The organism is Streptomyces rishiriensis (assembly GCF_030815485.1).
Classification (GTDB): Bacteria; Actinomycetota; Actinomycetes; order Streptomycetales; family Streptomycetaceae; genus Streptomyces; species Streptomyces rishiriensis_A.
Map to the genome: position 1 here is coordinate 7,329,318 of NZ_JAUSWV010000002.1, position 26,674 is coordinate 7,355,991.

Consider the following 26,674-nt stretch of genomic DNA (forward strand, 5'->3'; position numbering starts at 1 on the left):
GTCGTCCTCGGACCATCTTGACGGGTTGCGCCGCCGGATTCCCGCCCGGGGCGTCCGGCGTCCGCCCGCGCGTCGGAGCGGCCGGTTGTCGCCTTGTCATGGCCTGTTCGCCGCCCTTACTTTTGCCCCTCCTGACGCATGTCGAGGGGGATCTCCATGGCCGTACGCGGCCGGCACCGCCGGTATCAGCCGAACAGGATCAACCGGGCCTCACTCACCGTCACGGCGGGTGGTGCCGGTATGGCGCTGCCGCTGATCGGCACCGGTGCAGCTCAAGCGGCCGACGTGGACACCTGGAACAAGGTCGCCGCGTGCGAGTCGACCAACGACTGGGACATCAACTCCGGCAACGGCTACTACGGCGGACTCCAGTTCACCCAGTCCACCTGGGAGGCGTACGGCGGTACGCGGTACGCGCCCCGTGCGGATCTGGCCACCAAGGACCAGCAGATCGCCGTGGCCGAGAAGGTGCTGGACGGCCAGGGGCCCGGCGCCTGGCCCGTCTGCTCGGTGCGCGCCGGACTGAGCCGGGGCGGCGACGCCCCGGACATCCGTCCGAGCGGCACCTCGACGAGGTCCGCCGGGGCGGCGTCGTCCCCGTCGCCCTCCAAGGCGGCTCCCAAGGCGTCGAAGACGTCCCTGGACGACGTGCGGCCGCAGAGCACGCCTCAGTCCCGCGCGGGCACCGCCGAGATGTACACGGTGGTCCGCGGCGACACCCTCTCCGGCATCGCGGACACCGAGGAGGTCAAGGGCGGCTGGCGGGGGCTCTACGCCGCCAACCGGACGACCATCGGCGGCGACCCCGATCTGATCCTGCCGGGCCAGCGGCTCAGCCTGGACGGCCGGGCGGCCGCGGCCGAGGCGCCGAGCACCACCAGACCCCGGACGGAGAAGCCGAAGACCTCCCCGGGCGCCAAGGACGGCAAACCGGCCAAGAGCTCCAAGGCCAAGGGCACCGGCGCCAAGGCGACGACCGGCCATTCGGTCGTGTCGCCCGTCAGCGCCTCCACCGGGACGCCGTACCACGCGACGGGTTCGTCGTGGTCGAAGGGCTACCACACCGGCGTCGACTTCCCCGTGCCCACCGGCACCTCCGTGCAGGCGGTCAAGGCGGGCGAGGTGGTGAGCGCGGGCTGGGCCGGTTCCTTCGGCTACCAGGTGATCGTCCGGCACGCCGACGGCCGCTACTCCCAGTACGCCCACCTGTCGGCGATCTCCGTACGGGACGGGCAGTCGGTGAGCGGCGGGCAGCGCATCGGCCGGTCCGGCTCCACCGGCAACAGCACGGGCCCGCATCTGCACTTCGAGGTGCGGACCGGGCCCGGTTTCGGAACGGACGTCGACCCGGTGGCGTATCTGCGGGCCGGCGGCGTCAGGATCTGACACGCTCCCGATGCCGGTCGACGACCGGCATCGGGACGTACAGACCTCCGTACAGCGGGGTGTAGAACGACGGAGGCACGTCCCCGCCCGGCGGGACCTCCTCGTGGCCGTCCTCGTCGTCGACGGCCGTGGCCGCCGTCCGTACGAATCGTTCCGTCGGCCCTTCCGCCGCCCGGACGTCGGCCGGCCGCGCCTGCCGGGGCACCGCTCCGGCGGGCCGCAGGTCCTCCCGCGCCGCTTCCGCCGACCGCACGCCCTCCGGCAGCGGCGCGCCCGGCTGCCCGGGGAACCGGATCGCGCCCGTCGCACCGCCGGACTGCCCGGCCGCCGGGGCGGTGGCCCGGTCCTCCCGCGCGCCGGTGTCCGTGCGGGGCCGCGCGGCCGGGAGACCGGCCGACGGCGCCTGCGGCCGAGCGCCCTGGAGGCGCTCCGTCGTGAGCAGGATGAGTCCGCCCGCTGCCACCACACCGCAGCCGAGGGCGAGCACGGTGCCCGTGGTGCCGTAGCGGAAGGTCTCGCCGAACATCGTGATGCCGACCGCGGCCGCCACCACCGGGTTGACCACTGTCAGCGTGGCCAGCGGGGCCTCGAGGCCCGCGCCCCGGTAGGAGGCCTGCGACAGCAGCATGCCGGCCGTGGCCAGCACGCCGATCACGGCCAGGGACGGGACGTCGGCCGTCGAGACGCCACCGGTCCAGTCGACCGCCACGGTCTTGGTGAACACCGACGACATGCCGAACGCGATGCCCGAGGCGGTCGCCAGCAGCATGCTGCGGACCGCCGGGTGCCGGTGGGCGGCCCGCCCGGCCACCATGAGAGCCACGACCGCGCTCGCGGTGACCACGGCCACGCTGACCCGCTGCGGGGTGCTCAGGGACTGCGCGTCGGAGGCACCCACCAGGGACAGCAGTCCGGCGAGACCGACCGTCGCCATGATCGCTCCCCGCCAGGCCGTCGCCCCGGCCCTGCGGCCGACGAACAGCGCGGCCATGGGCAGCGCGAACACGATGGTCAGCGCGCCCAGCGGCTGGACCAGGCTGAGGGGACCGTAGGCGAGCGCCACCACGTGCAGAAGTCCGCCGGCACCGTTCAGCGCCACCGCTGCCCACCAGCCCGGACGGCGCAGCGGGGCGTACTCCTCGTCGGGCGAGGACAGCGCGACCTGCTCCTGCACGATCGCCCCGGCCGCGTACGCGACAGCGGAGACGAGCGACAGGACCACGGACAACGCGAGGGCGCTCATGAGCAGCTCCTCTGCGTGAGGCGGGGGCGCGGGGCCCGGCGCGGCGAACGGTCGGCTCTCATAACCAACACGATGCCTTGTCGATCTGTTCCCGTCGTCGTACCTGAGCACGCAATAGGTCCTACTACCGATGGAGTACGGGAGGCCCTCTGTCCTCCCTCAGGCGGGTGACGGACCAGGGATCCCCCTGAGTACGACCCCTACCGCCCTTGGTACTACTGCACTTCGTGGACCTCGACCCCGATCTCGCCGCGCTCCGCCCGCTCGGCCCGTTCTTCGCCCTGCGCACACCGCCGGGCGGCCCGCAGGGGCCGGCCGCGGCGCTGCCCACCCTCGCCCGCGCCTACCGGGAGGGCCCCCGGAGCGCGGCACCGGACGTCCACGACGATCCGCTGGGCTTCCGGATCCGCAAGGTGACCCGGGCGCTGCGCGCCGCCGAGGACCGGATCGGGGCCTCGGTGGCGCAGCAGGGCCTCGCCGCCCGGCTCTGGTCGGTGACGCTGGGCTGCGCCGTCCTGTACGGGAGCGTCCCCGACCTCGCGCCGGCGCTGCTGCGCTGGGACCCGGACGGGGCCGCCCCGGACGACCTGTGGCTGACCGAGGTGCGAGCCCGGCCGGGGGACGCGGCGACCGTGGCCGCGACCGTCCTCGACGGCCACCTCGCACCCCTCTCCGTCGCGCTGCGCGCCCGCCACCCGGTCGCGCCGGGCCTGCTGCGGGGCAACGCCGGATCGGCGCTGGCCGGAGCCGCCCGCCAGGTGGACCTGTGGGCCCGTACGCACGGCCGTCCCGACGTCGCCGCACGCGCGCGTGCCCTCACCGCCGAGCTGTTCACCCACCCCCTCCTCTCGGACACCGGGACGCCGAGCGGCACCGCCTTCCGCCGCCGCAGCTGCTGCCTGTACTACCGGGTGCCCGGCGGGGGCGTCTGCGGCGACTGTTGCTTCACACGACCCCCGCGCTCTTCCCCACGCGCCCCGTCTGGGTGACCATGAAGGGAGCCGATCGCTGAGATGTGGGGGGTTCCGGGTGCGAGTGGGACTGCTGACCCGGGAGTATCCCCCGGACGTGTACGGCGGCGCGGGCGTCCATGTGGAGTTCCTGGCCCGCGAGTTGAGGCGGCTGGTCGATCTCGACGTGCACTGCTGGGGCGAGGGCCGCACCGAGGGGGTCCGGCGGCACCGCCCCTGGCCGGCGCTGGACGGCGCCAACGACGCGCTGCGCACCTTCTCCGTGGATCTCGCCATGGCGGCCGCCCTCGAAGGCCGCGAGCTCGTCCACTCCCACACCTGGTACGCCAACCTCGCAGGCCACCTCGCCAAGGAGCTGTACGGCGTCCCGCACGTGGTGACCGCGCACTCGCTGGAGCCCCTGCGGCCCTGGAAGGCCGAGCAACTCGGCGGCGGCTACGCCCTGTCGGGCTGGGCCGAGCGGACCGCGGTGGAGGCGGCCGACGCGGTGATAGCCGTCTCGGGCGCGATGCGCGACGACATCCTCGCCTGTTACCCGGCGCTCGCCCCGGAGCGGGTCCACATCGTCCACAACGGCATCGACACCGCCCTCTACCGTCCCGACCGCGGCACCGACGCCCTCGCCCGCGTCGGCATCGACCCGGACCGCCCGTTCGTGCTGTTCGTCGGCCGCATCACCCGGCAGAAGGGCGTGCCCCATCTGCTGCGCGCCGTCCGGGACATCGACCCCGCGGCTCAGGTCGTGCTGTGCGCGGGAGCGCCGGACACCCCGGAGATCGACCGGGAGTTCCGCGACCTCTTCGCGGAGCTGAGCCGCGCCCGTGACGGCGTGCACTGGATCCCGAAGATGCTGCCGCGCCCCGAGGTGATCCAACTCCTCACGCACGCGGCCGTGTTCGTCTGCCCTTCGGTGTACGAACCGCTCGGCATCGTCAATCTGGAGGCGATGGCCTGCGGCACTCCCGTGGTGGCCTCCCGGGTCGGCGGGATCCCGGAGGTCGTCGAGGACGGGGTGACCGGGACGCTCGTGGAGGTGGACGACGATTTCGAGGCGGGACTCGCCCGGGCGCTGGACGCGGTCCTCGGCGATCCGGCGGCCGGCCGCCGGATGGGCGAGGCCGGGCGGACGCGGGCGACGGAGGACTTCGGCTGGGAAGCGGTGGCCCGGCGGACGGTCCGGCTGTACGAGGAGATCGTCAAACAGGCTTAGTTCCCCCGGTCGGGGGCAACCATGGTTTCAACCAGGGTGAGGGGAGCGGCCATGCGTCGTGGTGGGCCATCGGTGCTCGGGATCGTGCTGGCGGGCGGTGAGGGCAAGCGTCTGATGCCCCTCACGGCCGACCGCGCCAAACCGGCGGTCACCTTCGGAGGCACGTACCGGCTGGTCGACTTCGTGCTGTCCAACCTGGTCAACGCGGACGTCCTGCGCATCTGTGTGCTGACGCAGTACAAGTCGCACTCGCTGGACCGGCACATCACCACCACCTGGCGGATGTCGAGCCTGCTCGGCAACTACGTCACCCCGGTCCCGGCCCAGCAGCGGCTCGGCCCGCGCTGGTACCTCGGCAGCGCCGACGCCATCCTCCAGTCGCTGAACCTCGTCCACGACGAGCAGCCCGAGTACGTGGCCGTGTTCGGCGCCGACCACGTCTACCGCATGGACCCGCGCCAGATGCTCACCCAGCACATCGACAGCGGCGCGGGCGTGACCGTGGCGGGGATCCGGGTCCCGCGCAGCGAGTCCTCCTCCTTCGGAGTGATCACCCCTGGCTCGGACGGGCTGACGGTCGAGCGCTTCCTGGAGAAGCCGGCCGACCCGCCCGGGCTCGCCGACGACCCGGAGTGCGTGTTCGCGTCGATGGGCAACTACCTCTTCACCACCAAGGCGCTCATAGAGGCGCTCCAGCGGGACGCCGAGGACGAGAACTCGGTCCACGACATGGGCGGCTCGATCCTGCCCCAGCTCACCGAGCGCGGCGAGGCCCGGCTGTACGACTTCCACGAGAACCACGTGCCCGGCGAGACCACCCGCGACCAGGGGTACTGGCGGGACGTCGGCACGCTCGACGCGTACTACGACGCCCATATGGACCTGATCGCCGAGCGCCCCGCCTTCAACCTGTACAACCGCAGCTGGCCGATCTACACCCACTCGGGCCAGCTCTCCCCGGCGCGTTTCAACGCGGGCGGCATCGCCGGTGAGTCGATCATCAGTTCGGGATGCCTGATCCGCGGGCAGGTCACCCGCTCGGTGCTGTCGCCCGGTGTGGTGGTCGACCCGGGAGCGGTCGTCCAGGGCTCGATCCTGCACGACAACGTGCACATCGGACGGGGTGCGGTGGTGCGCGGGGCGGTCCTCGACAAGAACGTGGAGGTCCCTCCGGGTGCGACCATCGGCGTGAACCCGGAGCGGGACGCGGAGCTGTACACGGTGTCGAAGGGCGGCGTGATAGCCCTGGGAAAGGGCCAGCGGGTGTCCTGAACTTAATGCGCTGTTAACTGTGTGTAGCCTGATCGTACTTGACCGTAATCGCCCGGGCGCGCTTGACTGTTTGCCTCCACCCTGAGCCGACGCGAGGCAAGCCTGTGACTGCTGATGATCTGCTGGCCCCCCTCGACCTGGCGTTCTGGAACCTCGAGTCGGCCGAGCACCCCATGCACCTGGGAGCGCTCGGCGTCTTCACGGCGCAGTCGCCCACCGCGGGCGCCCACGCCGCCGACCTGCTCGCGGCCCGTGCCGCGGGCGTCCCCGGACTGCGCATGCGGATCCGCGACGTGTGGCGGCCCTTCGACCGCTCGGAACCGTTCGACCTGCGCCGGTCGCTCGCCTTCGGCGGCGCGACCCGGGAGGCGGACCCGGACTTCGACCCCCTCCACCACGTCACGCTGCACGCGCCCGCCGCCGACTTCCAGGCCGAGGCCGGGCGGCTCATGGAACGCCCTCTGGAGCGCGGCCGCCCGCCCTGGGAGGCGCACGTCCTGCCGCACCGGGACGGCGCCCGCTTCGCCGTGCTCTTCAAGTTCCACCACGCCCTCGCCGACGGTCTGCGCGCGCTGACCCTGGCCGCGGCGATCCTCGACCCCATGGACCTGCCCGCCCCCCGGCCCCGCCCCGCCGAACCGGCCCGCGGAGTCCTTCCCGACGTGCGCAGACTGCCCGGCCTGCTGCGCGGAGCCGTCAGCGACGTGGGCCGGGCCCTCGACATCGGCGCCTCCGTCGCCGTGCACACCCTGGGCATGTGCCCCACCCCCGCCCTGACCGCCGCGCCCACCGGCACCCGCCGCACGGCCGGCGTCGTCATCGACCTCGACGACGTGCACCGGATCCGCAAGGTCGCCGGCGGCACCGTCAACGACGTGCTGATCGCGGTCGTCGCCGGGGCCCTGCGCCGCTGGCTCGACGAACGCGGCGACGGCAGCGAGGGCGTCGTGCCGCGCGCGCTCATCCCCGTCTCCAAGCGCCGCCCGCGCACCGCCCATCCCCAGGGCAACCGGCTCTCCGGGTACCTGATGCGGCTGCCCGTGGACGACCCGGACCCGCTGCGCCGCCTCGACACGGTCCGCACCGCCATGGACCGCAACAAGGACGCGGGCCCCGGCCGGGGCGCCGGCGCCGTCGCCCTGCTCGCCGACCACGTCCCGGCCCTCGGCCACCGCCTCGGCGGCCCGCTGGTCGGGCATGCCGCCCGGCTCTGGTTCGACATCCTCGTCACCAGCGTGCCCCTGCCCAGCTTCGGCCTGAAGCTCGGCGGGAACCCGGTGACCGAGGTCTTCCCGTACGCCCCGCTGGCCCGCGGCCAGGCCCTCGCGGTCGCCGTCTCCACCTACCGCGGCCGGATCCACTACGGGCTCGTCGCCGACGCCGAGGCGGTCCCCGACCTGGACCGGTTCGCCCGCGCGCTGACCGCCGAGGTGGAGACGCTCATCACTGCCTGCGGCTCTTGACGGGAACGGGTTTGGAGGAGGGGCCCGGCGCTCCGTAAAATTCGTCCTTCGAGGGCGGACTCGGTCGGAGCGCCGCACGGGTGATCAGGGAAGCGGCAGCGCGATGACGGTGACAGAGGACGGCTCGACGGCGATCACGGAGGAGGTCGTGGACGAGGTCGTGTACGGGCCCGGTATCGACCCGGAGCGGCTCGCCGTCTGCCTCGCCGTGCTGGACGAACTCGACAAGCTGGACGTCGACCACCCCGACGCGATCGCCGTGCGCCGGGCCACCGCCGGCGTCTACCGCACCGTGAAGCAGCGCCGCCGCCAGGACCGCCGGGCCGCCAAGACCGCCCACGACAAGGCGGTCACCGAGGCCACCGCGACCGGCTCCGCCCAGCGCATCGACGACGAGACCGAGGGCATCCTGCCGTCGTCGGGCACCGAGGAGGGCAGGATCGCCGGGATACTCCAGCGCCCGCGCTCCTGCTACACCTGCAAGACCCGGTACGTCGAGGTCGACTACTTCTACCACCAGCTCTGCCCGAGCTGCGCGGCCGAGAACCGCTCCCGCCGCGACGCCCGCGCCGACCTCACCGGCAAGCGCGCGCTGCTCACCGGCGGCCGCGCCAAGATCGGCATGTACATCGCGCTGCGGCTGCTGCGCGACGGCGCCCACACCACGATCACGACGCGCTTCCCGAAGGACGCCATCCGCCGCTTCAAGGCCATGGACGACTCGGGCGACTGGATGCACCGCCTCGAGGTCGTCGGCATCGACCTGCGCGACCCTGCGCAGGCCGTGGCCCTCGCCGACCGGGTCGCCGAGGCGGGCCCGCTGGACATCCTCGTGAACAACGCGACGCAGACCGTACGCCGTCTGCCCTCCGCCTACGCGGCCCTGGTGGGCGGTGAGAGCGCCCCGCTGCCGGCCGGTGAGCTGCCCGCCCACCACGTCATCGGCGCCTTCAACTCCGGCGCGGTCGACGGGCTCGCCACGCTGCCCCTCGGCACCGGCGGCCCGGACGCGCAGAAGGTCGCCGACCTCGCCCTGGTCGCGGGCAACGCCAGCATCGCCCGGCACCTCGACGGCACCGCCATCGACGCGGGCGGTCTGGTCCCCGACGTCGTCGACACCAACACCTGGGTGCAGACCATCGAGCAGATCTCCCCGGTGGAGCTCCTCGAGACCCAGCTGTGCAACTACACGGCGCCCTTCATCCTGATCAGCAAGCTCCGCCCGGTCATGGCCGACGCCGCCAGGAAGGCGCCGAGCGGGCGCGCGTACGTCGTCAACGTCTCGGCGATGGAGGGTGTCTTCGGCCGCGGCTACAAGGGCGCCGGCCACCCGAACACCAACGCCGCCAAGGCCGCGATGAACATGGTGACGCGGACGAGCGGCCAGGAGATGTTCCAGACCGACGGCATCCTCATGACCTCGGTCGACACCGGCTGGATCACCGACGAGCGGCCGCACTACGACAAGCTGCGCCTCGCCGAGGAGGGCTTCCACGCCCCGCTCGACCTGGTCGACGGCGCGGCCCGCGTCTACGACCCGATCGTGCGCGGCGAGCAGGGCGAGGATCTGTACGGGGTGTTCCTGAAGGACTACGCGCCCGGCAAGTGGTAGGCAGTCCCGCGCCGGGAGGCCGGGTGATCCGGTGGGCGGCGGGGGGTGGGCGTGCGGCTCCCCGCGCCGCTCAGGTGGCGGTGCGTGCCCGGCGCACCCGGGTGCCGCCGTCCACCAGCAGATCCGCCCCCGTGATCCACTTCGCCTCTTCGGAGCACAGCCAGAGCACCGCTCGGGCCACGTCCTCCGGTTCCCCGATCCTGCCCAGGGGCAGGGCCGCCGCCAGTTCCTCCTCTGCAGGCTCCCAGACGAACCGCGCCATCTCGGTGCGTACCAGGCCGGGGGAGACGGAGTTCACCCGCACCCGGGGGCCCAGTTCGCCCGCGAGCTGCCGGGTGAGGTGGAGCAGGGCCGCCTTGCTGGTGCCGTAGGCGCCGACGCCGGGGCCGACGTGTTCCGCGCCCTCCGTGCAGATGTTGACGACCACGCCGCCGTGCTCCCGCATCCAGCCCTGCCAGGCGCACTGCACCAGCCGCAGCGGCGCCTCGACGTTCACCGTGAACGCCTTCCGCCAGACGCCCGGATCGGCCTCCACGAGCGGCCCGTGGGGCTGGTTGGTCGCCGCGTTGTTGACCAGCACGTCCAGCCGCCCGAACGTGTTCAGGCACAGCTCGGTGAGCTGCCGGGGATGCCCGGGGTCCCCGACGTCGCCGGCCAGTCCGACGCCGTCCAGCTCCGCGGCCGCGCGGCGTACCCGGTCCGGGTCCCGCGCGCTGACGCACACCCGCGCCCCGGCGTCGGCGAGCGCCCGCGCCACCGCCCAGCCGATCCCGCGCGTGGCCCCCGTGACGACGGCGGCCCTGCCCCGCAAACCGTACGACGACGTCATCGGCGTACCGTCTCATGACGGACCGTCAATCGACAGCCCCGAGCGGCGAGTTCCCTGCCGCCACCGGCTCCGGCACCGTGCGCCGGTTCTCCGGCACGCCCGCGTCGGACCCCGCCGCCCGGCCGTCCTCGCCCGCCTGGCGCAGGCGGAACGGAGCGTCGGCGGCGGTGCGCCCCTGCCAGGGGTGCGAGGGAGCGCGGCGGGCCACCCGGACGCCGGGCAGGGGCCGTACGGCGTCGGCGGCCCGGTCCGGCCGGCCGGAGGCGTCGGTGGGGCACGGCAGGTGGCCGATGGGGTGGGCGAACGGCATGTGAACCACGCGACGAACTCGTGGGCGAATGTGCGGCTTCCCCAGGGCGCCACGCGCGGCCGCATCCCCCGGACGGGTGAACCCAGAAGGTTCATCAGGGTGCAAAAAGGTTCAATTCACCTGCGGCGATATACGGGTGACTTGCCATGGTTACCCCAAATTTTCAGCCCTATCGAGCGGCGGGCCGCTCATTTGGTTAATGTGTAGCGGACGGACAGCAGTACGGAGTGCCACCCACACCCACGGTCCGTCATGGGACAGGCCGCTTCACAACGGCTCGCCCTCCAAGAAGTTGCCGGCGCCACCGCGTCCTCGACCGACTTGAGCCAGCCCCGAGGGAGCGTCAGGCGCCGGACCGCAGACTGGCCGGCACGCCCCGAGGGTGACCCGACACATAAGGAGTGCGCGGTGACACCGGAGAAGACGAATCGCGAGCAACGCCCCAAGGAACGCCCGGAGCGGGCCGGCCGCCGGCCAGGCGAGATCGGCAGCCTCGACGTGTGGGCCCGCTCCGCCCCCATCCGCCTGGCGGGCTACGAGGACGACCTCGCCGAGCCCCACATCCTGCCCAGCGTGGACTGACCCCGCTCGCGGTCGCCCGGCCTGGTTGTGCGCCCCGCACGTCCACGCCGGGCCGGCTTCTCCGCTCAGTCGAGCGGAGCCGTCCGTCGCCACGGACGCAGGCTCTCCAACTGTTCGGCCAGCCGCAGCAGTTCGCCCTCCCGCCCGGGCAGGCTCACCAACTGCACCGCGGTGGGAGCACCGGACGGCAGCGTGCCGAAGGGGACCGCCATGGCGGGCCAGCCGGTCAGGTTCCACGGCGGCGTCAGCGGCGAGTAGTTCGTGTTCACCAGGACGTTGCGCAGCCAGCTCCGCTCGTGCCACGGCGCCGACTTCGGTGACCGTCGTGCCAGCGCCGGCGTGAGCAGCACGTCGTACTCCGCGAAGAACGGCTCGAGGCGCCGACGCAGGACCTCCCGCGCCGAGCCGCCGCGCACCCCGGACAGGAAGCGCCGGCCGACGGCCGCGTGCACCCGGGTGCGCCGGGTCAGCAGCCGCCGGTCCAGGCCCGAGGCGTCCACGGCCGTGCCCGCCGTCCAGTGCGCGAGCGAGGTGACGCCCAGCGACAGCGGATAGGGCGGCTCGGCCCGCTCCACGTGGTGCCCCGCCCGGACCAGCACCCCGGCCGCGTCCCGCGCGGCGCCCGTGTACGGCCTGCTCACCGTGACCCCGGCCAGCGGGCTGCGCACCGAGACGGCGATCTTCAGCGCGCCGGGGTCCCCGGCCGCCACGGCGTCGGTGCCCGCGAGGACCGACAGCATCAGCCGCGCGTCCTCGACCGTCGTCGCCAGCGGACCGTTCTCCGACATCCCGAACCAGTCGCCCTCGCCGATCCCGGCCGGCACCACCCCGTGGCCCGGCTTGATGGTGACCAGACCGCAGTTGGCCGCCGGAATACGCAGCGAGCCCATGCCGTCGTTGCCGAGGGCGATCGGCACCAGGCCCGCGGCGACCGCGGCCGCGCTGCCGCCCGACGAGCCGCCCGCCGTGCGGGTGGTGTCCCAGGGATTGCGGGCGGTGCCGTGCACGCCCTCCGTGGTGCCGAAGACGCACAGCTCGGGCACGTTGGTCAGACCCACGACCACCGCGCCGGCCGCCCGCAGCCGGGCCACCGTGACGTGGTCGGCCCCGGCCGGGGTGTCCGCTGTCGCGGCCGAGCCGACCCGGGTCGACTCGCCCCGCACACCCAGGTTGTCCTTGACCGCCACCGGAACCCCGGCGAGGGGCAGCCCGTCCAGGTCGCCCCGGGCGGCCAGCGCGTCGGCTTCCGCCAGGGCCGCCTCGACGCGCACCGTGCGGAACGCTCCGATCCGGCCGTCCAGCCGTTCGATCCGCGCGAGATGCTCCGCCACCACCTCGCGCGGGGTGACCTCCTTGGCGCGTACGGCGGCGGCGATCTCGACGGCGGTCCGGCCGACCCAGCTGGTCACAGGCAGCTCCCTCGGTGTGCGTGCACTACTGGTGAGTACGTAGGAGAACTCTGCCCCGCCGGAAGTCCCGCGTCGAGAGGCGGCCGCGACTCAGGGGCCCACCTGCCCCCTGAGCCACTCCTCCACCTCGCCGACATGGGCGGCCGCCGCCGCCCGGGCGGCCTCCGGGTCGCGGGCGGCCAGCGCGCGGTGGATCGCGGCGTGCTCCCGGCGGGTCCGGGCGAAGGCGTCCTCCTCCTGGTAGCCGCGCCAGACGCGGGCCCGGAAGGTGCGTGAGGAGAGGCCCTCCAGGATCGCCGCCATCGTCTCGTTCCCGGCGGCCTGCGCGATCACCCGGTGGAACTCGAGGTCGTGCGCGAGGATCTCCTCCGGGTCGTCCGTCGCGTTCATCGCCGCCAGGTGACCTTCCACGACGGCCAGCTGCTCCGGGGTGATGCGGGCCGCGGCCAGTGCGGTGGCCGTCGACTCCAGGATCCGGCGTACCTGGAGCAGTTCGACCAGCCGGGGGCCCCGGGACAGGTCGGCCACCACCCCGAACGTCTCCAGCAGATCCCCCGCCTCCAACGCGGTGACGTAGATCCCGGACCCGTGCCGGGCCTCCAGCACCCCCAGCACCGTGAGAGCCCGGATCGCCTCGCGCATCGAACTGCGCGAGATGCCCAGCCCGACCGCGAGATCGCGCTCCGTCGGCAACCGCTGGCCGGGCTCCAGCGAGCCGTCGGTGATCATCGCCTTGATCCGCTCGATGGCGCGCTGCGTCACCGTGCCCTTCGGGACGGCGGTCCCGTCGCGCGGGGTGTCTTCCACGTGGCCTCTCCTGTCACCGGTCCGCCGCGATCCCTGTCGAGGTGGTCCGACCACTTGGACAGGGAACTCGCCGAAAAGCTACCCGGGGGGTGTTGTGGAGCGGAAGTGGTCTGATAAATATGCGTCACGTAGTCCGCCGGCAGCTTCCGGGCCGCCGACCTCGCGATCCGGAAGGAGAAGGCGGCGTGAGCGACTTCGAAGGGCTGACGGCCCTGGTGACGGGGGGCGGCTCCGGCATCGGCCGGGCGACCGCGGAACTCCTGGCCGAGCGCGGCGCCCGGGTCGCGGTCCTCGACCTGGACCCGTCGGGCGTGGCCGGGCCCCTGCTCGGACATCGTGCCGACGTCACCGACGACGACTCCGTGCGCAGGGCGGTCGCGGCCGCCGTCGCCGACCTCGGGGGGCTGGACGTCCTGGTCAACAACGCGGGTGTCGGCGCCCAGGGCACCGTCGAGGACAACGAGGACGCCGAATGGCACCGGGTCCTCGACGTCAACGTCGTCGGCATGGTCCGTACGGCCCGCGCGGTGCTGCCCCACCTGAGGCGTTCCTCGCACGCGGCGATCGTCAACACCTGCTCCGTCGCCGCCACCGCAGGACTGCCGCAGCGCGCGCTGTACAGCGCGACCAAGGGCGCGGTGTACTCGCTGACCCTCGCCATGGCCGCCGACCACGTACGCGAGGGCATCCGCGTCAACTGCGTCAACCCCGGTACCGCGGACACCCCGTGGGTCGGGCGGCTGCTCGACGCGGCCGACGACCCGGCCGCCGAACGGGCCGCGCTGGAGGCCCGCCAGCCCACCGGCCGGCTGGTCGGCGCCGACGAGGTCGCGGGCGCCATCGCCTATCTGGCGAGCCCCCTGTCCGGCGCCACCACCGGCACCTCCCTCGCCGTCGACGGCGGGATGCAGGGACTGCGGCTGCGGCCGGTGGGCCGGTGAACACGCTCGGGCGCAGCGGCGTCCCCGTCAGCCCGCTGGCCTTCGGCGCCGCCGTCATCGGCAACCTCTTCACCGAGGTCGGCGAGGAACAGGCGCACGAGGCGGTGACCGCCGCCTGGCAGCACGGCATCCGCTATTTCGACACGGCGCCGCACTACGGCCTCGGCCTCTCCGAACGCCGCCTCGGCGCGGCCCTGCGCGAGCGGCCCCGCTCGCAGTACACGGTCTCGACCAAGGTCGGCCGCCGTCTGGAGGCCACGGACCGGGGCGGCGACGACCTGGCCGACGGGTTCGCCGTCCCCGCCACGCACCGCCGGGTATGGGACTTCAGCGCCGACGGCGTACGGCGCACCCTGGAGGCCAGTCTGGACCGGCTCGGCCTCGACCGCGTGGACGTCGTCTACCTCCACGACCCCGACGACCATGGTGAGCAGGCCTTCCGCGAGGGCTACCCGGCCCTGGAGAAGCTGCGGTCGGAGGGGGTCGTCGGGGCGATCGGCGCCGGAATGAACCAGGCGGAGATGCTCACGCGCTTCGTCCGTGACACGGACGTCGACGTGGTCCTGTGCGCGGGCCGGTACACGCTGCTCGACCAGCGGGCCCGGGCCGAGCTGCTGCCCGCCGCCGTCGAGCGGGGCGTGTCGGTGGTCGTCGGGGGCGCCTTCAACTCCGGGCTGCTGGCCGACCCGCGGCCCGGCGCCACGTTCGACTACGCGCAGGCGCCCGCGGCGTTGCTGGACCGGGCCCGGCGCATGCAGGAGAGCGCCGGCCGGCACGGCATCACCCTGCGCGCCGCCGCCCTGGCGTTCTGCGCCGCCCACCCGGCCGTGGCGAGCGTCCTGGTCGGCGCCCGCTCGGCGGCCGAGGTGCGGGACTGCGCCGAACAGTTCGCGACCCCCGTCCCCGCCGCCTTCTGGCAGGAACTGCGGGACACGGGGCTGCTTCCCCCGGAGGATCCGTCATGAGGGTCGCCCTGCACACCAGGGTCCGCGCCGACCGCGTCGCCGCGTACGAGGCGGCGCACCGCGAGGTGCCCAAGGAACTGACGGACGCCATCCGGGCCGCCGGCGCCGCCTCCTGGACGATCTGGCGCAGTGGAACGGACCTGTTCCATGTCCTGGACTGCGAGGACTACGCACGTCTTCTGGCCGAGCTCGAGAAACTCCCGGTCAACGTGGTGTGGCAGGCGCGGATGGCGGAGCTGCTCGACGTGGTGCACGACTACTCCGACGAGGGTGCCGGCGCCGGCCTGCCCGTCGTGTGGGAGCTGCCGTGACCGTCGACGCGCACCACCACGTCTGGGACCTGTCGGTTCGGGACCAGGACTGGATCGGCGAGGGCAGCCCGCTGCGGCGGGACTTCACCGTCGACGACCTGGCGCCGCAGGCCCGCGCGGCCGGGGTCGACCGTACGGTCCTCGTCCAGACGGTCACCGTGGCCGAGGAGACCCCCGAGTTCCTCGCCCTCGCGGCCGCGAACGACCTGATCGCCGGTGTCGTCGGCTGGACCGACCTCACCCGCGCGGACGTCGCCGACGAACTGGCCCGGCTGCGGGAGCTGCCCGGCGGCCGCTACCTCAAGGGCATCCGCCACCAGGTCCAGGGCGAGCCGGACCCGCGGTGGCTGCTGCGGGCGGACGTACACCGCGGCCTGACGGCTCTCGCCGACGCCGGCCTCGTCCACGACCTGGTGGTGCTGCCCCATCAGCTCCCGGCCTGTGCCGAGGCGGCCGCCGCCCTGCCGGGGCTCACCTTCGTCCTCGATCATCTGGGCAAGCCGCCGATCGCCACCGCCGCGCTGGAACCCTGGGCGTCCCGCGTCCGGGCCCTCGCGGCGCTGCCCAACACGGTCTGCAAGCTCTCCGGCATGGTCACCGAGGCCGACCCGGCGTCCTGGACCGCCGAGGACCTGCGCCCGTACGCGGACACGGTGCTCGAGGCCTTCGGGCCGGGCCGGGTGATGTTCGGCTCGGACTGGCCGGTGTGCACCCCCATCGCGTCCTACCGCGACGTCCTGGACGTGGCACGGCGGTTGACCGACCCGGGCGCGCACACCGAGATCTTCGAGACCACCGCCGTCCGGGTCTACGGCCTCTGAGCCGGTCCCGCCAGCCGGGTCGGCGGCAGGTACTCCCGCACGTACGTCCGGTGCCAGTGCGCGCCCGTCTCCCGCAGCTCGCGCCAGGTCGTGCAGCGGTAACGGAAGAGACGGGCGCGGATGTGCCGCGGGGGCTCGTCGGGCGGGAACGGGGAGCGGCGCAGCAGTCTCAGCGTGTCCCGGTCGTTCTCCAGCAGCCGTTCCACCAGGGCGGTGAACCACGCCCCGGCATAGGCGGGGGAGAGCGCCGCGAACCACATCATCCAGTCCAGGCGCAGATGGTAGGGGGCGAACTGGCGCGGCCAGTGCCGGGGATCGCCGGGCTTGCCCCTGAACTCGTACTCCCGCCAGTCGGAGTCCTCGCGCGGCACGTCGTCGAGCGTGCCCTCGATCACCACCTCGTGGCGGATCCGGCTCACGCTGCCGAAGGCGCCGTAGGTGTTGACCAGGTGCAGCGGATCGAAGGAGCGGTTCATCACCTGGCGGCGGGAGAGCATGTTGACCACCGGGCGGTAGCTGAGGAACAGCAGCAGCGCGGCCGCGGCGAGGACCACGCTCTCGTACCAGAGCGGGGTATCGGGGACCGACCGGCGGCCTGCGGGCAGTTCGAGCGCGGACACGGCCAGGACGACGGTGATCCAGTTCAGCCAGGCGAAGTTGCCCGAGAGCACCAGCCACAGCTGGGTCACGATCATCAGGCATCCGGCCGCCGTCGCGAGCGGCTGCGGGGCGAACAGCAGGAATGGCACGACGAGTTGGGTGAAGTGGTTGGCCGCCGCCTCCACGCGGTGCAGCGGCTTCGGCAGATGGTGGAAGAACCAGCTCAGCGGGCCGGGCATCGGCTGGGTCTCATGGTGGTGGTAGAGACAGGTCAGCTTCCGCCAGCAGGCGTCCCCCCGCATCTTGATCAGACCCGCGCCGAACTCGACCCGGAACAGGATCCAGCGCATCAGGAAGAGCACCAGGACCGGCGGCGCCACCTCGTCGTTGCCGAGGAACACGGCGAGGAAGCCCGTCTCCAGCAGCAGGGACTCCCAGCCGAATCCGTACCAGGTCTGGCCCACGTTGACGATCGACAGATACAGGGCCCACGGCACCAGCCACAGGCACATCGCCGCCCCCAGGGGCAGCAAACCGTCCAGACCGGCCAGCAGCGCCGCCGACACCGCGCATCCCGTCCAGGCGCAGCCCGCGAACAGACGGTCGGAGTAGCGCAGGTGGAACAGACTCGGCGCCCGTGTGAAGGGCACCCGCTCGACGAAGCGGGGCACCGGCAGCATCCCCCGTTCCCCGAGCAGCGCCCGGAACTGGAGGGCGGCCGTCAGGAACGCGACCAGGTAGACACCGGCCAGGGCCCGCTGGAGGACCAGGCGGGTCAGCCAGTACTCGGGTGCGGTGAACCAGTCCACGGTCGTGCGCTCCTCGATCGTCGGCTCCGGGGCTCTTTCCGGTTCTTCGGTTGTCCCGTTCTCCGGTTCCCCGGACGCGGCGGGTCACTGTGTGTGGTCGCGTCCTCCGGTTGCGTGACCCTCGCGGGTGAAGCAGACAATAGTGGTCGAATCACCCCCCGGTGATGGACCGAGACGATGCGGGAGAACGTGGTGCGACTACCCACTGCCACTCTCCTCACCGCCTGCGCGCTCTCGGCGGCGCTCCTCGTCGCCGGACGCGGTGGTGCGGGAGAGAAGATCACGATGCCGGGCGCGGAGACCGTCGTCCCGGCGGCCGAGGGGCGTGTCGTCTCCGGCGACCCCTTCACCGGCCTGTTCGCCGACCCCTCGCAGGCCGGCCCGGACTCCGGCTCCTCCGACGAGAGCGGCGGCGCCGGCGAAGGCCTCGGCGCCGACGAAAGCCCCGGCTCCGGCCTCGACCGCGGTGTCGACCCCCGGTGAGATCGGCCCCGAGACCGTCCCGGAAGTGCCCGACCTGCCCGACGGCGGTGGGCTGATCCCCGACGGGCCCGACGAGTCCGATGCCGAGGAGGGGTCCGGCAGCATCTTCGGAAGTCCCGTCGACGTCCGCCTGGGCTGACCGTGCCCCGGGCTCCCGTTCCCGGTCGAAGAATCGGACAAATCCTGGCATGGTGGGCCCATGGTTGATCGGGGAGTGAGCGCCCTGTCCCTCCCGGACGACTGGCCCGCCCACCCGGATCCGATCCTGGCGCTCAACCGCATGGGCAGCTTCGACTGGGACCTGGACTCGGGGCAGTTCCACATGGACGCCCGGGCCCACGAGATCTTCGACCTGCGACCCGACGAGTACGACGGCGACCCCACGACCCTCGCCGTCCGGGTCCCCCCGGCCGAGAGCATCCGTCTGGACGGGCTGGTGGCCCAGGCCATCAAGGACGGCAGCGAGAACTACGGCGCCTACTTCCGCATGCGACTCCGCGACGGCACCCTGCGCTGGACCCACACCCAGGGCTACATCCGGCGCGACGGGACCGGCAGGCCGCGCCGCATCGTGGGCATCGTGCGGGACGCGACCGACGAGCTGAGCGATCTCGCCTCCCGCCGCGACGAGGCCGCCCTGGACGACGCGCGCCGCGAGCAGACCAACGTCGTCCAGCTCGCCACGGCCGCCCTGGCGCACGCCCGCACCGTGCACGACGTGATCGACGTCCTCAAGGACACCCACGGCCTCACTCACCTGGGCGCCACCAGTCTCGTCATGGGGCTGGCCGAGGCCGGCCGCATCCGGATGATCGCCGAGGGGCCGCAGGGCAGCTTCGTCCCCGGGACCCTGGTCACCCGTATCGACGAGCCCTACCCCATGAGCGAGGTCGTGCGCACCCTCACCCCGCGCTTCATCGAGTCACCGGAGGAGTTCGCCGACGAGTACCCGGTGCTGTGGCCCCACCTCGCCGACCTGAAGATCACCGCGGCGGCCTATCTGCCGCTCATCGTGCAGGCCCGCCCGATCGGCGCCATGGGCCTGCTCTACAGCGACCGGCGGGGCTTCACGCAGGAGGACCGCAACATACTCGTCGCCCTCGGCAGCAGCATCGCGCAGAGCCTTCAGCGCGCGATGTTCTACGAGCAGGAGAAGGACATCGCGCAGGGCCTCCAGCAGGCCATGCTGCCGCGTACCATCCCCAGCGTGCCCGGCGCCGACGTCGCGGTCCGCTACCGCGCCGCCACCATCGGCGGCTCCCCGGGCCGGGACATCGGCGGCGACTGGTACGACCTGATCCCGTTGCCCGGCGGCCGCGTCGGCGCCGTCATCGGCGACGTCCAGGGCCACGACACGCACGCCGCCGCCGTCATGGGCCAGCTGCGCATCGTCCTGAAGGCCTACGCCGCCGAGGGGCACACCCCGGCCACCGTGATGGCCCGTGCCTCGGTCTTCCTGCACGAGCTCGACACCGACCGCTTCGCCACCTGTCTGTACGCGGAGGCCGACCTGACCACGGGAGTCGTCCAGGTGGTCCGCGCCGGGCACATCGACCCCCTGCTGCGCGGCCTCGACGGCACCTGTCGGCGGGTTCCGGTGCCGGGCGGGCTGCCGCTGGGTCTGTCCGCCGAGTTCGGCAGCCTCGAGTACCCGGTCGGCACCGTGGAGCTCGATCCCGGCCACACGCTGCTGCTGTGCACCGACGGGCTGGTCGAGCAGCCCGGCGCGGACCTCGACGACGGCATGCTGGCCCTCGCCGCCATGATCGCCGCGGGCCCCGAGGACGTCCGCAAGCTCGCCGACCAGCTCATCGAGGTCGCCGAGGAACGCGGTGGGGACGACGACGTGGCCCTGCTCCTGCTGCGCCGGCGAGGCCCCGACGGCCCCCAGGCCGGCAACCGGCTCCAGCAGCATGTCGCCCCCGGCGACCCGGAGGCCCTCAGCGAGGCCCGGCACATGATCCGCGCGGCCGTCCGCACCTGGGGCGCCGGGGACCGTTCCGACGAGATCGAGCTGGTCGCCGACGAGCTGATCACCAACGCGCTCATGCACACCGAGGGCGCGGCGATCGTCACCCTGCGGGTGCTCACCGGCACCGAGCACCGGCTGCTGCGCGTCGAGGTGGAGGACTCCTCCAGCGCCCTCCCGCGCCGCCGGGAGGCGGGGGAGTCGGGGGTCTCCGGGCGGGGCCTGCTGCTGGTGGAGCTGCTCACCGACGCGTGGGGTGTGGAGGCGCGGGGCAGCGGCAAGTCCGTGTGGTGCGAGTTCGTGGTGCCGGAACGGACCTGAGCACTCGCGCCGCGGATGGCACTCTGGACGTATGCCGGAACTCCCCGAGGTCGAAGCGCTCAAGGACTTCCTGGCCGAGCATCTCGTCGGCCACGAGATCGTCCGCGTGCTGCCCGTCGCCATCAGCGTGCTGAAGACCTACGACCCGCCCGTCGCCGCCCTCGAGGGCCGGGAGGTCACCGCCGTGCACCGGCACGGCAAGTTCCTGGACATGGCGACCGGTGACGGCCCGCACCTCGTCACGCACCTCGCCCGCGCGGGCTGGCTGCACTGGAAGGACAGGCTCCCGGACGGTCCGCCCCGCCCCGGCAAGGGGCCGCTGGCCCTGCGGGTCGCCCTGGAGACGGGAGCGGGCTTCGACCTGACGGAGGCCGGCACCCAGAAGCGGCTCGCGGTGTACGTCGTCCCCGACCCGCAGCAGGTACCCGGCGTGGCCCGGCTCGGCCCCGACCCGCTCGCCGCCGACTTCGACGAGGCCCGCTTCGCCGCGCTCCTCGCCGGTGAGCGGCGCCGGCTGAAGGGCGCCCTGCGCGACCAGAGCCTGATCGCCGGCGTCGGCAACGCCTACAGCGACGAGATCCTGCACGTGGCGAGAATGTCCCCGTTCAAACTGGCGGCCTCCCTGACGCCGGAGGAGACCCACACGCTCTACGAGGCCCTGCGCACGACGCTCGCGGAGGCGGTCGAGCGCTCGCGGGGCCTGGCGGCGGGACGTCTGAAGGCCGAGAAGAAGAGCGGTCTGCGCGTCCACGGCCGCACCGGCGAGTCCTGTCCGGTCTGCGGCGACAGCATCAAGGAGGTCTCCTTCAGCGACTCCTCGCTCCAGTACTGCCCCACCTGCCAGACGGGCGGCAGACCGCTGGCCGACCGGAGGATGTCGCGGCTGCTGAAGTAGCCCGCCGGCCGGACGAACCGGCCCGGGGCCGTCCCGCCCCGCCGCGGCCCGCGCCGGCATCGAAGTGACCTGAACTCACTCCATGCCGACGTCAGTGGGCCTCGAGCGTCACCAGGTGCTCTCCGGCGGACGTACGCAGCTCGTAGCGGGCGATCTCGTCGGGGTGCCAGGCCGCGGCGCCCTGCATGGTGTTGGGCCGGGCGTCGTGCTCGGGGACGACCCAGCTGGTGACCGTCTGCTCGGTACCGTCGCGGCCGACGGCGATCAGCCGGCAGGAGCGGGGGCCCGCCCCGTCCTTGACCTCGAGCTCCACATGGCTGCCCCAGGCCTCGTTCTCGGTGGTGACCCGCGCCCACACCCCCGACTTCTCGTCCGTGGCGGTGACCCGTACGGCGCTCTCGCCCTCGGCGGCGGCGCCGCCCGCCAGCAGCGCGAGCACGGGGCCCGCCAGGGCGACCACCACGGAGGCGGCCACGGCGTACAGCACCCGCCGGCGCACGGCCCGGTGCCGGGCCGCCACCTCGGCGAGCAACCGGTCCAGCAGCTGCGGGCCGGGTCCGGCGAAAGGGTGCACGGCGCGCGGGGTGGCGCGCCGGTAGAGCATCATCTGCCGCGCGGTGGGGCCGAACTCGGTGACCTGCGCCGCACACTGAGGACACTCCATGAGGTGGTCCTCGAAGCGGAAGGCTTCCGCTTCGTCCAGCACGCCGAGCGCGTACGCGCCGACGTCGCGATGCCTTTCCAGGGACCTCATGCCGAAACCTCGTGCCTTTGAGTGCCAGTGGGGTTACTCCTTGCTCCCACCGGTACGCACCCGGCCGACGAATCACTCAAGCCACGTACCGAATCGTGACCCAGATGTTCGGAGCCGATCGGCCCGCGGATTGGTGTGAATCTAGAAAAGATGAATCGCCAGGTGGCCGAGGGGCAGACCGAGCTGCCAGGCGGGTGTCCAGACCTTGGGTCCCTCGTCCTCGCCGACCACCGGCGCACCGCCGGGTACCGCGTTGAGATCGGGAGCGAGCAGCTCCGTCTCCTCCAGCCAGCGCCAGGCCGCGGCCGCCAGGTCGAGATCGGGAGCCGGTCGGTCCGACGCGGCCGCCTCGGCCTTCAGTTGAGACATACGTACGTCGACCCAGTCCTGCCACGGCCGGTCGTACGCCGTGAGCGAAAGCCAGGTCTCGAGCTGGGTGACGACCCGGATGCCGGGCAGTTCGCCGTCGGTGTCGGACAGGAAGATGGTGAGCGCCAGGGCGTCGCGCCCGGCGCGGAACTCGAAGGACGTCGGCGGCATCAGATCGCCGGTCCGCAGCAGTTCGTCGGCGATGTACTCGGCGTACAACCAGGCCATGGGGACGGTGAGTTCACCGCCGCCGGTGCCGTCCGTGCTCTGGTGACCTCTGTGCAGCATCCCTTCCTGCCTTCCTCCGGTGCTTGCGCTCGCCCGTTGCCGGGGCGCTGGGGACCCGGTCACCGGGCTCCGTCCGGAACACGGATAAGGACACCCGATTACTCGAAGGGGGTCCTCGGCAAGGCGTTTTACGGAGGCTTGACCCTGTCGTGGGTTTCAGCGCAGGTCGGCCGCGTATCCCGGAAGCACCCGGCGCAGGGCGCGCAGCGCGTAGTACGCGCGGGACTTCACCGTACCGGGCGGGATTCCGAGGGTCTCGGCGGCCTCCGCCACACTGGCCCCCTGGAAATACACCAGCACCAGTACTTCCCGGTGCTCCGGAGTGAGTGTCTTCACAGCCTCGCGCACATCGAGGGTGGCGGCCGCCCGCTCGGCGTGGTCGGCGCAGACGGGCGCGTTCTCCAGTACCGCGTCCCCGACCTCGGCGGGGCGTGCCTGCCGGGCCCGCCGCGCGTCGATCGCGAGCCGGCGGCCGACGGTGAGCAGCCAGGGCCGCACGGAGTCGAAGGCGTCGGCGCGCAGGGCCTCGGGATGCTGCCAGGCGCGTACCAGGGTCTCCTGGACGAGGTCCTCGGCGCGCTGGCGGTCGCCGTCGCACAGCCTCAGCAGCAGCGCGAAGAGCGGCCGGCCGTGCTCGCGCTGAAGAGCGGCGAGCTCGTGCTCGGCGGTCGTCGTCCGGGCGTTGAGGAGGGTTCCGGCGGTCATGGGCGTATGGCACCGCAGTGCGCCGGTTCGGGACAGGGCACGCACACGGGTCTGCGGCGGACGGTCGATCGCGTCGACGAACGGTTCGACGAACGGTCCGGGCTACGCCGATCGCGGGCATCGGCTCTGGACGAAGGGAGTGCCGGGCCGGGCCGCCGCCCCTCATGGATTAGTACTGATACATGGGTAAATATGACAATCCATGGGAAGTGGGGTGAACCGGTGATCGCCCGCAGACACCAGGTGGCCCTGGCGCTGACGGCCGTCCTCGCCTCGGCCGCCGCCTGCCAGGCCCGCGACCACGGGCGCGCCGAGCGGCCCGGCCGCCCGGCGCCGGCCGCCGCCCGCGGCTTCACGCTCGTCGCCTCCGGCGACATCCTCCCGCACACCACCGTCATCGACCGCGCCCGTTTCGACGCCGGGGGAACCGGCTACGACTTCCGTCCGATGCTCGCGGGCATCCAACCCGTCGTCTCCGGCGCCGATCTGGCGCTGTGCCACATGGAGACCGTGTACGGCGCCGACGGCGTCTACACCGGATACCCGGACTTCAAGTCCCCGCCGCAGATCGCAGCAGCCCTCGCCGCCACCGGCTACGACGGCTGCTCCACCGCCTCCAACCACAGCCTCGACGACGGCGCCGCCGGCGTGCAGCGCACCCTCGACGCGCTCGACACCGCCGGCGTACGGCACGCGGGCACGGCCCGCACCGAGGCCGAGGGCAACTCGGTCACCCTCCTGCGCGCCGGCCCGGCGAAAGTCGCCCACCTCGCCTACACCTACGACACCAACGGCCACCCCGTCCCGCAGGGACAGCCCTGGACCGTCAACCTCCTCGACGAGAACCGGATCCTCGCCGACGCCAAGGCCGCCCGGAAGGCGGGCGCCGACGTGGTCGTCGTCTCCGTGCACTGGGGCACCGAATGGCAGGACGCCCCGGACGACCGCCAGCTCACCCTCGCCCGCACGCTCACCGCCTCCCGCACGGGCGGCCGCCCCGACATCGACCTGGTCCTCGGGACGCACGCCCACGTCCCCCAGGCCTACGAGAAGGTCAACGGCACCTGGGTCGTCTACGGCATGGGCGACCAGATCGCGGGCGAGATGTTCAACCACCAGGGCGTCCAGGACGCACGCGGCAACCAGTCCACCGTCGCCCGCTTCACCTTCGCCCCGCCCGCCCGGCCCGGCGGCCGCTGGGAGGTGCGCAAGGCCGAGTTCGTGCCGCAGCTCTTCGACATCGACGCCGGCCGGGTGGTCGACCTGGACAAGGCGCTCGCCCGGGGCGCGGACGTGGAAGGGGTACGCGACCGGATCAGCGCGGTCGTCCTCGGCCGCGGCGCGGCGAAGGACGGGCTGGTGGCGGGGAAGTGAGCCGGTGGCGGGCGGGCACCGGCCGGCCGGGGGCTACGGCACCACCGTCACCGGCCAGCGCCCCGCCTTCACCAGCCGCACCGCGACGGACCCCACGAAGCGGTGGCCGGCCGATTCGGAGGCGCCCACCACCACCGCGTCCGCCTTGAGCTGGTCCGCCGCCTTCACCAGGCCGCCGTAGGGGTCGCCCTGGAAGGTGTGGAACTCCCAGCGCACGTCGAATATCCCCCGGGTGCGCTCGGTGGCCTCCCGGATCTGCGCCACCAGGTCCTGGGCGATCTCGTCGGTCGTCCCGGCGACCGGCGCACCGAGCGCCGCACCCGCCGTCAGCACCGGCTGTACGTAGACCACGGCCAGCAGCGCGTGCTGCCGACGGGCCAGTCCGCCGGCGTAGGCCGCGGCCCGTAGGGAGGAGTCGGAGCCGTCCACCCCGACGAGGATGACCTTGGGTCCGTCCGTGCCCCGCTCGAACCGGTGCGCGGGCTGCTGCGAATGCTGTTCCGTCACGGCCAGAGGCTATCGGAAGCCGCAGGTCCGGCCGGTGCGCGGGCCGCTCGGCGGGCGGTCCGGCCCGGGTGTTCCTACAGTCGGAACATGAGTGCCACCGTGCGGACCGCCACGGCCGGGGACCCGACTCCCCATCTTCTACGAGGACTTCCCCACCGACGTCTCCCCGCTCACCCGGCAGCACCGCACCGACCCGCGGCTCGCCGAACGCTGGGACCTTGTCGCCTTCGGCACCGAACTCGGCACCGCGTACTCCGAGTTGACCGATCCGGTGGAACAGCGCCGCAGACTCACCGAACAGTGCCTGCTCGCAGCCGGCGGAGACCCCGAGGCGATGGAACTCGACGAGGACTCCCTCGACGCCCTCGAGTACGCGATGCCCCCGACCGGCGGCCTCGGCATCGGCGTCGACCGTCCGGTCGTGTTCCTCACCGGCCTCACGATCCGCGAGACCCTGCCGTTCCCGCTGGTCCGCCGCCGCTGACCGGGACCCGTCAACCCTGCGGGCTGCCGCGACTGCGCCGGGCGGGTGGAATCGTGCCGCCGGTCCGGTGTCGGTGGGGTGGGTCGGGGGCCCGCCGGGCGACTGATGACTGCATGAAGAAGGATCAGTTGTTCACGCGCCGCCGCGCGTTGCTCGCCGGCGCCGCCGCCGTCGGAGCGGCCGGCACGGCCGGAGTGTTCCTGGGGGGCGAGGGCGGCAAGCCGGTCCGGGCCGCCGCCCCCGCCGCGGGCGCCCCGGCGCGGAACCTGCCGCTGAAGCCCTCCGCCTACCGCCTCCAGCCGCTGACCGGCTACGGTCCCCCGCACACCGCCCCCGGCCGCACGCCGGTGCGCCACGAACCGCTGCTGAGGATGACCGGCAGCGGCCGCACCATGGTGCTGACCTTCGACGACGGACCCGATCCCCGCTACACCCCCGGCATTCTCGACACGCTGGCCCACTACGACGTGCGCGCGATGTTCTTCGTGTGCGGCGAGATGGCCGCCGACCACCTAGACCTGCTGGGACGGATGGCCGACGAGGGCCACGTCGTCGGCAACCACACCTGGTCCCACCCCCTGCTGACCGGCCTCACCCGCCGTCAGATCCGCTCCGAGATGTCCCGCACCAGCGAGGTCATCGAGGAGGGCTACGGTGAGCCGCCCCGCTGGTTCCGCGCCCCCTACGGCGCCTGGAACCGGGCGGCCTTCCAGCTCGGCGCCGAACTGGGCATGGAACCGCTCGCCTGGACGGTCGACACCCTCGACTGGACCGCCCCCGGTACCGGCACGATCATCACGCGGGTCGAGAGGGGCGCCGCCCCCGGCGTCGTGGTGCTCTCGCACGACGCCGGGGGCGACCGCTCGCAGAGCGTGCGGGCACTGCGCAGCTATCTGCCGCGGTTGCTGGACTCCGGCTACCACCTCACCGTCCCGCACCGGCGGTACACCTGACGCGAGCCCCCACCCGCCCGGTCGGGGACCG

26 protein-coding genes and 1 pseudogene are annotated in these 26,674 nt (G+C 73.1%); 17 read left to right on the forward strand and 10 right to left on the reverse strand.

Translation table 11 applies throughout. From position 1 onward, the window contains the following. Nucleotides 1–156 precede the first annotated feature (156 nt). Nucleotides 157–1,386 carry a transglycosylase family protein gene (locus QF030_RS34945; RefSeq protein ID WP_307166550.1) on the forward strand — a complete coding sequence of 410 codons (1,230 nt, stop codon included), beginning with the start codon at nt 157–159 and terminating at the stop codon, nt 1,384–1,386. Here the strand turns inward: QF030_RS34945 and QF030_RS34950 are convergent. Continuing rightward, complete coding sequence (locus QF030_RS34950; protein ID WP_307166551.1) at nt 1,376–2,629, reverse strand: DMT family transporter; 1,254 nt, start codon at nt 2,627–2,629, stop codon at nt 1,376–1,378. The two genes, QF030_RS34945 and QF030_RS34950, sit on opposite strands and share 11 nt — an antisense overlap. A 209-nt stretch (nt 2,630–2,838) precedes the next feature. Between QF030_RS34950 and QF030_RS34955 the strand changes: the two genes are divergently transcribed. From QF030_RS34955 to QF030_RS34975, 5 genes are all read left to right on the forward strand, one after another. Next, a complete protein-coding gene (locus QF030_RS34955; protein WP_373428850.1) occupies nt 2,839–3,618 on the forward strand; it encodes a (2Fe-2S)-binding protein in 780 nt (259 codons plus the stop codon). Nucleotides 3,619–3,658: 40 nt separating this feature from the next. Beyond that, complete coding sequence (gene glgA / locus QF030_RS34960) at nt 3,659–4,810, forward strand: glycogen synthase (protein WP_307166552.1); 1,152 nt, start codon at nt 3,659–3,661, stop codon at nt 4,808–4,810. Nucleotides 4,811–4,861: 51 nt separating this feature from the next. Then, nucleotides 4,862–6,082: a glucose-1-phosphate adenylyltransferase gene (gene glgC, locus QF030_RS34965; RefSeq protein WP_307166553.1), complete on the forward strand. Its 1,221-nt coding sequence runs from the start codon at nt 4,862–4,864 to the stop codon at nt 6,080–6,082. A gap of 104 nt (nt 6,083–6,186) precedes the next feature. Beyond that, the gene (locus QF030_RS34970) at nt 6,187–7,545 is read left to right on the forward strand and encodes a wax ester/triacylglycerol synthase family O-acyltransferase (protein ID WP_307166554.1); all 1,359 of its coding nucleotides are present in this window, start codon (nt 6,187–6,189) and stop codon (nt 7,543–7,545) included. 103 nt (nt 7,546–7,648) lie between these two features. Continuing rightward, nucleotides 7,649–9,157 carry an SDR family NAD(P)-dependent oxidoreductase gene (locus QF030_RS34975; RefSeq protein ID WP_307166555.1) on the forward strand — a complete coding sequence of 503 codons (1,509 nt, stop codon included), beginning with the start codon at nt 7,649–7,651 and terminating at the stop codon, nt 9,155–9,157. Nucleotides 9,158–9,227: 70 nt separating this feature from the next. On the opposite strand, the gene QF030_RS34980 is transcribed toward QF030_RS34975, so the two are convergent. Together QF030_RS34980 and QF030_RS34985 are read right to left on the reverse strand one after the other, a co-directional pair. Continuing rightward, entirely contained in the window at nt 9,228–9,986 is a 759-nt protein-coding gene (locus QF030_RS34980) for an SDR family oxidoreductase (RefSeq protein WP_307166556.1), read from the reverse strand. Between the two features lie 25 nt (nt 9,987–10,011). Further along, nucleotides 10,012–10,296: a hypothetical protein gene (locus QF030_RS34985; RefSeq protein WP_307166557.1), complete on the reverse strand. Its 285-nt coding sequence runs from the start codon at nt 10,294–10,296 to the stop codon at nt 10,012–10,014. Between the two features lie 408 nt (nt 10,297–10,704). Between QF030_RS34985 and QF030_RS34990 the strand changes: the two genes are divergently transcribed. Next, nucleotides 10,705–10,878, forward strand: coding sequence for a hypothetical protein (locus QF030_RS34990; RefSeq protein ID WP_107472678.1), 174 nt, complete (start codon nt 10,705–10,707; stop codon nt 10,876–10,878). Between the two features lie 65 nt (nt 10,879–10,943). Here QF030_RS34990 and QF030_RS34995 read toward each other — a convergent pair whose 3' ends face one another. Together QF030_RS34995 and QF030_RS35000 are read right to left on the reverse strand one after the other, a co-directional pair. Continuing rightward, nucleotides 10,944–12,287, reverse strand: coding sequence for an amidase (locus QF030_RS34995; RefSeq protein WP_307166558.1), 1,344 nt, complete (start codon nt 12,285–12,287; stop codon nt 10,944–10,946). Between the two features lie 90 nt (nt 12,288–12,377). After that, entirely contained in the window at nt 12,378–13,094 is a 717-nt protein-coding gene (locus QF030_RS35000; RefSeq protein ID WP_307166559.1) for a FadR/GntR family transcriptional regulator, read from the reverse strand. 185 nt (nt 13,095–13,279) lie between these two features. Here QF030_RS35000 and QF030_RS35005 point away from each other — a divergent pair, with 185 nt between their 5' ends. The 4 genes from QF030_RS35005 to QF030_RS35020 are packed head-to-tail and all read left to right on the forward strand — an operon-like array spanning nt 13,280 to nt 16,132. Continuing rightward, nucleotides 13,280–14,035: an SDR family NAD(P)-dependent oxidoreductase gene (locus QF030_RS35005; RefSeq protein WP_307166560.1), complete on the forward strand. Its 756-nt coding sequence runs from the start codon at nt 13,280–13,282 to the stop codon at nt 14,033–14,035. Continuing rightward, nucleotides 14,032–15,000, forward strand: coding sequence for an aldo/keto reductase (locus QF030_RS35010; RefSeq protein ID WP_307166561.1), 969 nt, complete (start codon nt 14,032–14,034; stop codon nt 14,998–15,000). Before QF030_RS35005 ends, QF030_RS35010 begins: the two co-directional genes overlap by 4 nt. After that, nucleotides 14,997–15,311 carry an L-rhamnose mutarotase gene (locus tag QF030_RS35015; protein WP_307166562.1) on the forward strand — a complete coding sequence of 105 codons (315 nt, stop codon included), beginning with the start codon at nt 14,997–14,999 and terminating at the stop codon, nt 15,309–15,311. Before QF030_RS35010 ends, QF030_RS35015 begins: the two co-directional genes overlap by 4 nt. Continuing rightward, nucleotides 15,308–16,132, forward strand: a complete 825-nt coding sequence (locus QF030_RS35020; RefSeq protein WP_307166563.1) for an amidohydrolase family protein — start codon at nt 15,308–15,310, stop codon at nt 16,130–16,132. The genes QF030_RS35015 and QF030_RS35020 overlap by 4 nt, the downstream gene beginning before the upstream one ends. Here the strand turns inward: QF030_RS35020 and QF030_RS35025 are convergent. Further along, complete coding sequence (locus tag QF030_RS35025; RefSeq protein ID WP_307166564.1) at nt 16,120–17,541, reverse strand: lipase maturation factor family protein; 1,422 nt, start codon at nt 17,539–17,541, stop codon at nt 16,120–16,122. The genes QF030_RS35020 and QF030_RS35025 overlap by 13 nt on opposite strands. 177 nt (nt 17,542–17,718) lie before the next feature. On the opposite strand from QF030_RS35025, the gene QF030_RS35030 reads away from it, so the two are divergent. From QF030_RS35030 to QF030_RS35040, 3 genes are all read left to right on the forward strand, one after another. Beyond that, the gene (locus QF030_RS35030) at nt 17,719–18,024 is read left to right on the forward strand and encodes a hypothetical protein (protein WP_307166565.1); all 306 of its coding nucleotides are present in this window, start codon (nt 17,719–17,721) and stop codon (nt 18,022–18,024) included. Nucleotides 18,025–18,223: 199 nt separating this feature from the next. Continuing rightward, entirely contained in the window at nt 18,224–20,314 is a 2,091-nt protein-coding gene (locus QF030_RS35035) for a SpoIIE family protein phosphatase (RefSeq protein WP_307166566.1), read from the forward strand. Between the two features lie 31 nt (nt 20,315–20,345). Further along, nucleotides 20,346–21,209 carry an Fpg/Nei family DNA glycosylase gene (locus QF030_RS35040; protein ID WP_307166567.1) on the forward strand — a complete coding sequence of 288 codons (864 nt, stop codon included), beginning with the start codon at nt 20,346–20,348 and terminating at the stop codon, nt 21,207–21,209. Nucleotides 21,210–21,300: 91 nt separating this feature from the next. Here QF030_RS35040 and QF030_RS35045 read toward each other — a convergent pair whose 3' ends face one another. The 3 genes from QF030_RS35045 to QF030_RS35055 form a co-directional block, all read right to left on the reverse strand. Further along, the gene (locus tag QF030_RS35045) at nt 21,301–21,963 is read right to left on the reverse strand and encodes a zf-HC2 domain-containing protein (RefSeq protein ID WP_307166568.1); all 663 of its coding nucleotides are present in this window, start codon (nt 21,961–21,963) and stop codon (nt 21,301–21,303) included. 141 nt (nt 21,964–22,104) lie between these two features. Beyond that, nucleotides 22,105–22,620 (reverse strand): hypothetical protein, encoded by a 516-nt coding sequence (locus tag QF030_RS35050; RefSeq protein ID WP_307166569.1) that lies wholly within the window; start codon nt 22,618–22,620, stop codon nt 22,105–22,107. A 156-nt stretch (nt 22,621–22,776) separates the two neighbouring features. Next, on the reverse strand, nt 22,777–23,325 hold the full coding sequence (locus tag QF030_RS35055) for a sigma-70 family RNA polymerase sigma factor (RefSeq protein ID WP_307166570.1): 549 nt from the start codon (nt 23,323–23,325) through the stop codon (nt 22,777–22,779). Nucleotides 23,326–23,547: 222 nt separating this feature from the next. Here QF030_RS35055 and QF030_RS35060 point away from each other — a divergent pair, with 222 nt between their 5' ends. Continuing rightward, on the forward strand, nt 23,548–24,699 hold the full coding sequence (locus QF030_RS35060) for a CapA family protein (protein WP_307167803.1): 1,152 nt from the start codon (nt 23,548–23,550) through the stop codon (nt 24,697–24,699). Between the two features lie 33 nt (nt 24,700–24,732). Here the strand turns inward: QF030_RS35060 and QF030_RS35065 are convergent, their stop codons facing one another. Next, the gene (locus QF030_RS35065; RefSeq protein WP_307166571.1) at nt 24,733–25,206 is read right to left on the reverse strand and encodes a universal stress protein; all 474 of its coding nucleotides are present in this window, start codon (nt 25,204–25,206) and stop codon (nt 24,733–24,735) included. A gap of 121 nt (nt 25,207–25,327) precedes the next feature. Here QF030_RS35065 and QF030_RS35070 point away from each other — a divergent pair. Further along, nucleotides 25,328–25,690, forward strand: a pseudogene (locus QF030_RS35070) (amino acid--tRNA ligase-related protein); the annotation flags it as partial. Between the two features lie 113 nt (nt 25,691–25,803). Beyond that, the gene (locus QF030_RS35075) at nt 25,804–26,643 is read left to right on the forward strand and encodes a polysaccharide deacetylase family protein (protein WP_307166572.1); all 840 of its coding nucleotides are present in this window, start codon (nt 25,804–25,806) and stop codon (nt 26,641–26,643) included. The last annotated feature ends 31 nt before the right edge of the window (nt 26,644–26,674 follow it).

Bases quoted from the DNA above. Each gene is read 5' to 3' on its own strand.
- QF030_RS34980 (WP_307166556.1), bottom strand. From the start codon at position 9,986: ATGACGTCGTCGTACGGTTTGCGGGGCAGGGCCGCCGTCGTCACGGGG.
- QF030_RS35050 (WP_307166569.1), bottom strand. From the start codon at position 22,620: ATGCTGCACAGAGGTCACCAGAGCACGGACGGCACCGGCGGCGGTGAA.
- QF030_RS34945 (WP_307166550.1), top strand. From the start codon at position 157: ATGGCCGTACGCGGCCGGCACCGCCGGTATCAGCCGAACAGGATCAAC.
- QF030_RS35030 (WP_307166565.1), top strand. From the start codon at position 17,719: ATGCGGGAGAACGTGGTGCGACTACCCACTGCCACTCTCCTCACCGCC.
- QF030_RS35045 (WP_307166568.1), bottom strand. From the start codon at position 21,963: ATGAGGTCCCTGGAAAGGCATCGCGACGTCGGCGCGTACGCGCTCGGC.
- QF030_RS34975 (WP_307166555.1), top strand. From the start codon at position 7,649: ATGACGGTGACAGAGGACGGCTCGACGGCGATCACGGAGGAGGTCGTG.
- QF030_RS35040 (WP_307166567.1), top strand. From the start codon at position 20,346: ATGCCGGAACTCCCCGAGGTCGAAGCGCTCAAGGACTTCCTGGCCGAG.
- glgC (WP_307166553.1), top strand. From the start codon at position 4,862: ATGCGTCGTGGTGGGCCATCGGTGCTCGGGATCGTGCTGGCGGGCGGT.
- QF030_RS35015 (WP_307166562.1), top strand. From the start codon at position 14,997: ATGAGGGTCGCCCTGCACACCAGGGTCCGCGCCGACCGCGTCGCCGCG.
- QF030_RS35035 (WP_307166566.1), top strand. From the start codon at position 18,224: ATGGTTGATCGGGGAGTGAGCGCCCTGTCCCTCCCGGACGACTGGCCC.
- QF030_RS34985 (WP_307166557.1), bottom strand. From the start codon at position 10,296: ATGCCGTTCGCCCACCCCATCGGCCACCTGCCGTGCCCCACCGACGCC.
- QF030_RS35075 (WP_307166572.1), top strand. From the start codon at position 25,804: ATGAAGAAGGATCAGTTGTTCACGCGCCGCCGCGCGTTGCTCGCCGGC.
- QF030_RS34950 (WP_307166551.1), bottom strand. From the start codon at position 2,629: ATGAGCGCCCTCGCGTTGTCCGTGGTCCTGTCGCTCGTCTCCGCTGTC.
- QF030_RS35055 (WP_307166570.1), bottom strand. From the start codon at position 23,325: ATGACCGCCGGAACCCTCCTCAACGCCCGGACGACGACCGCCGAGCAC.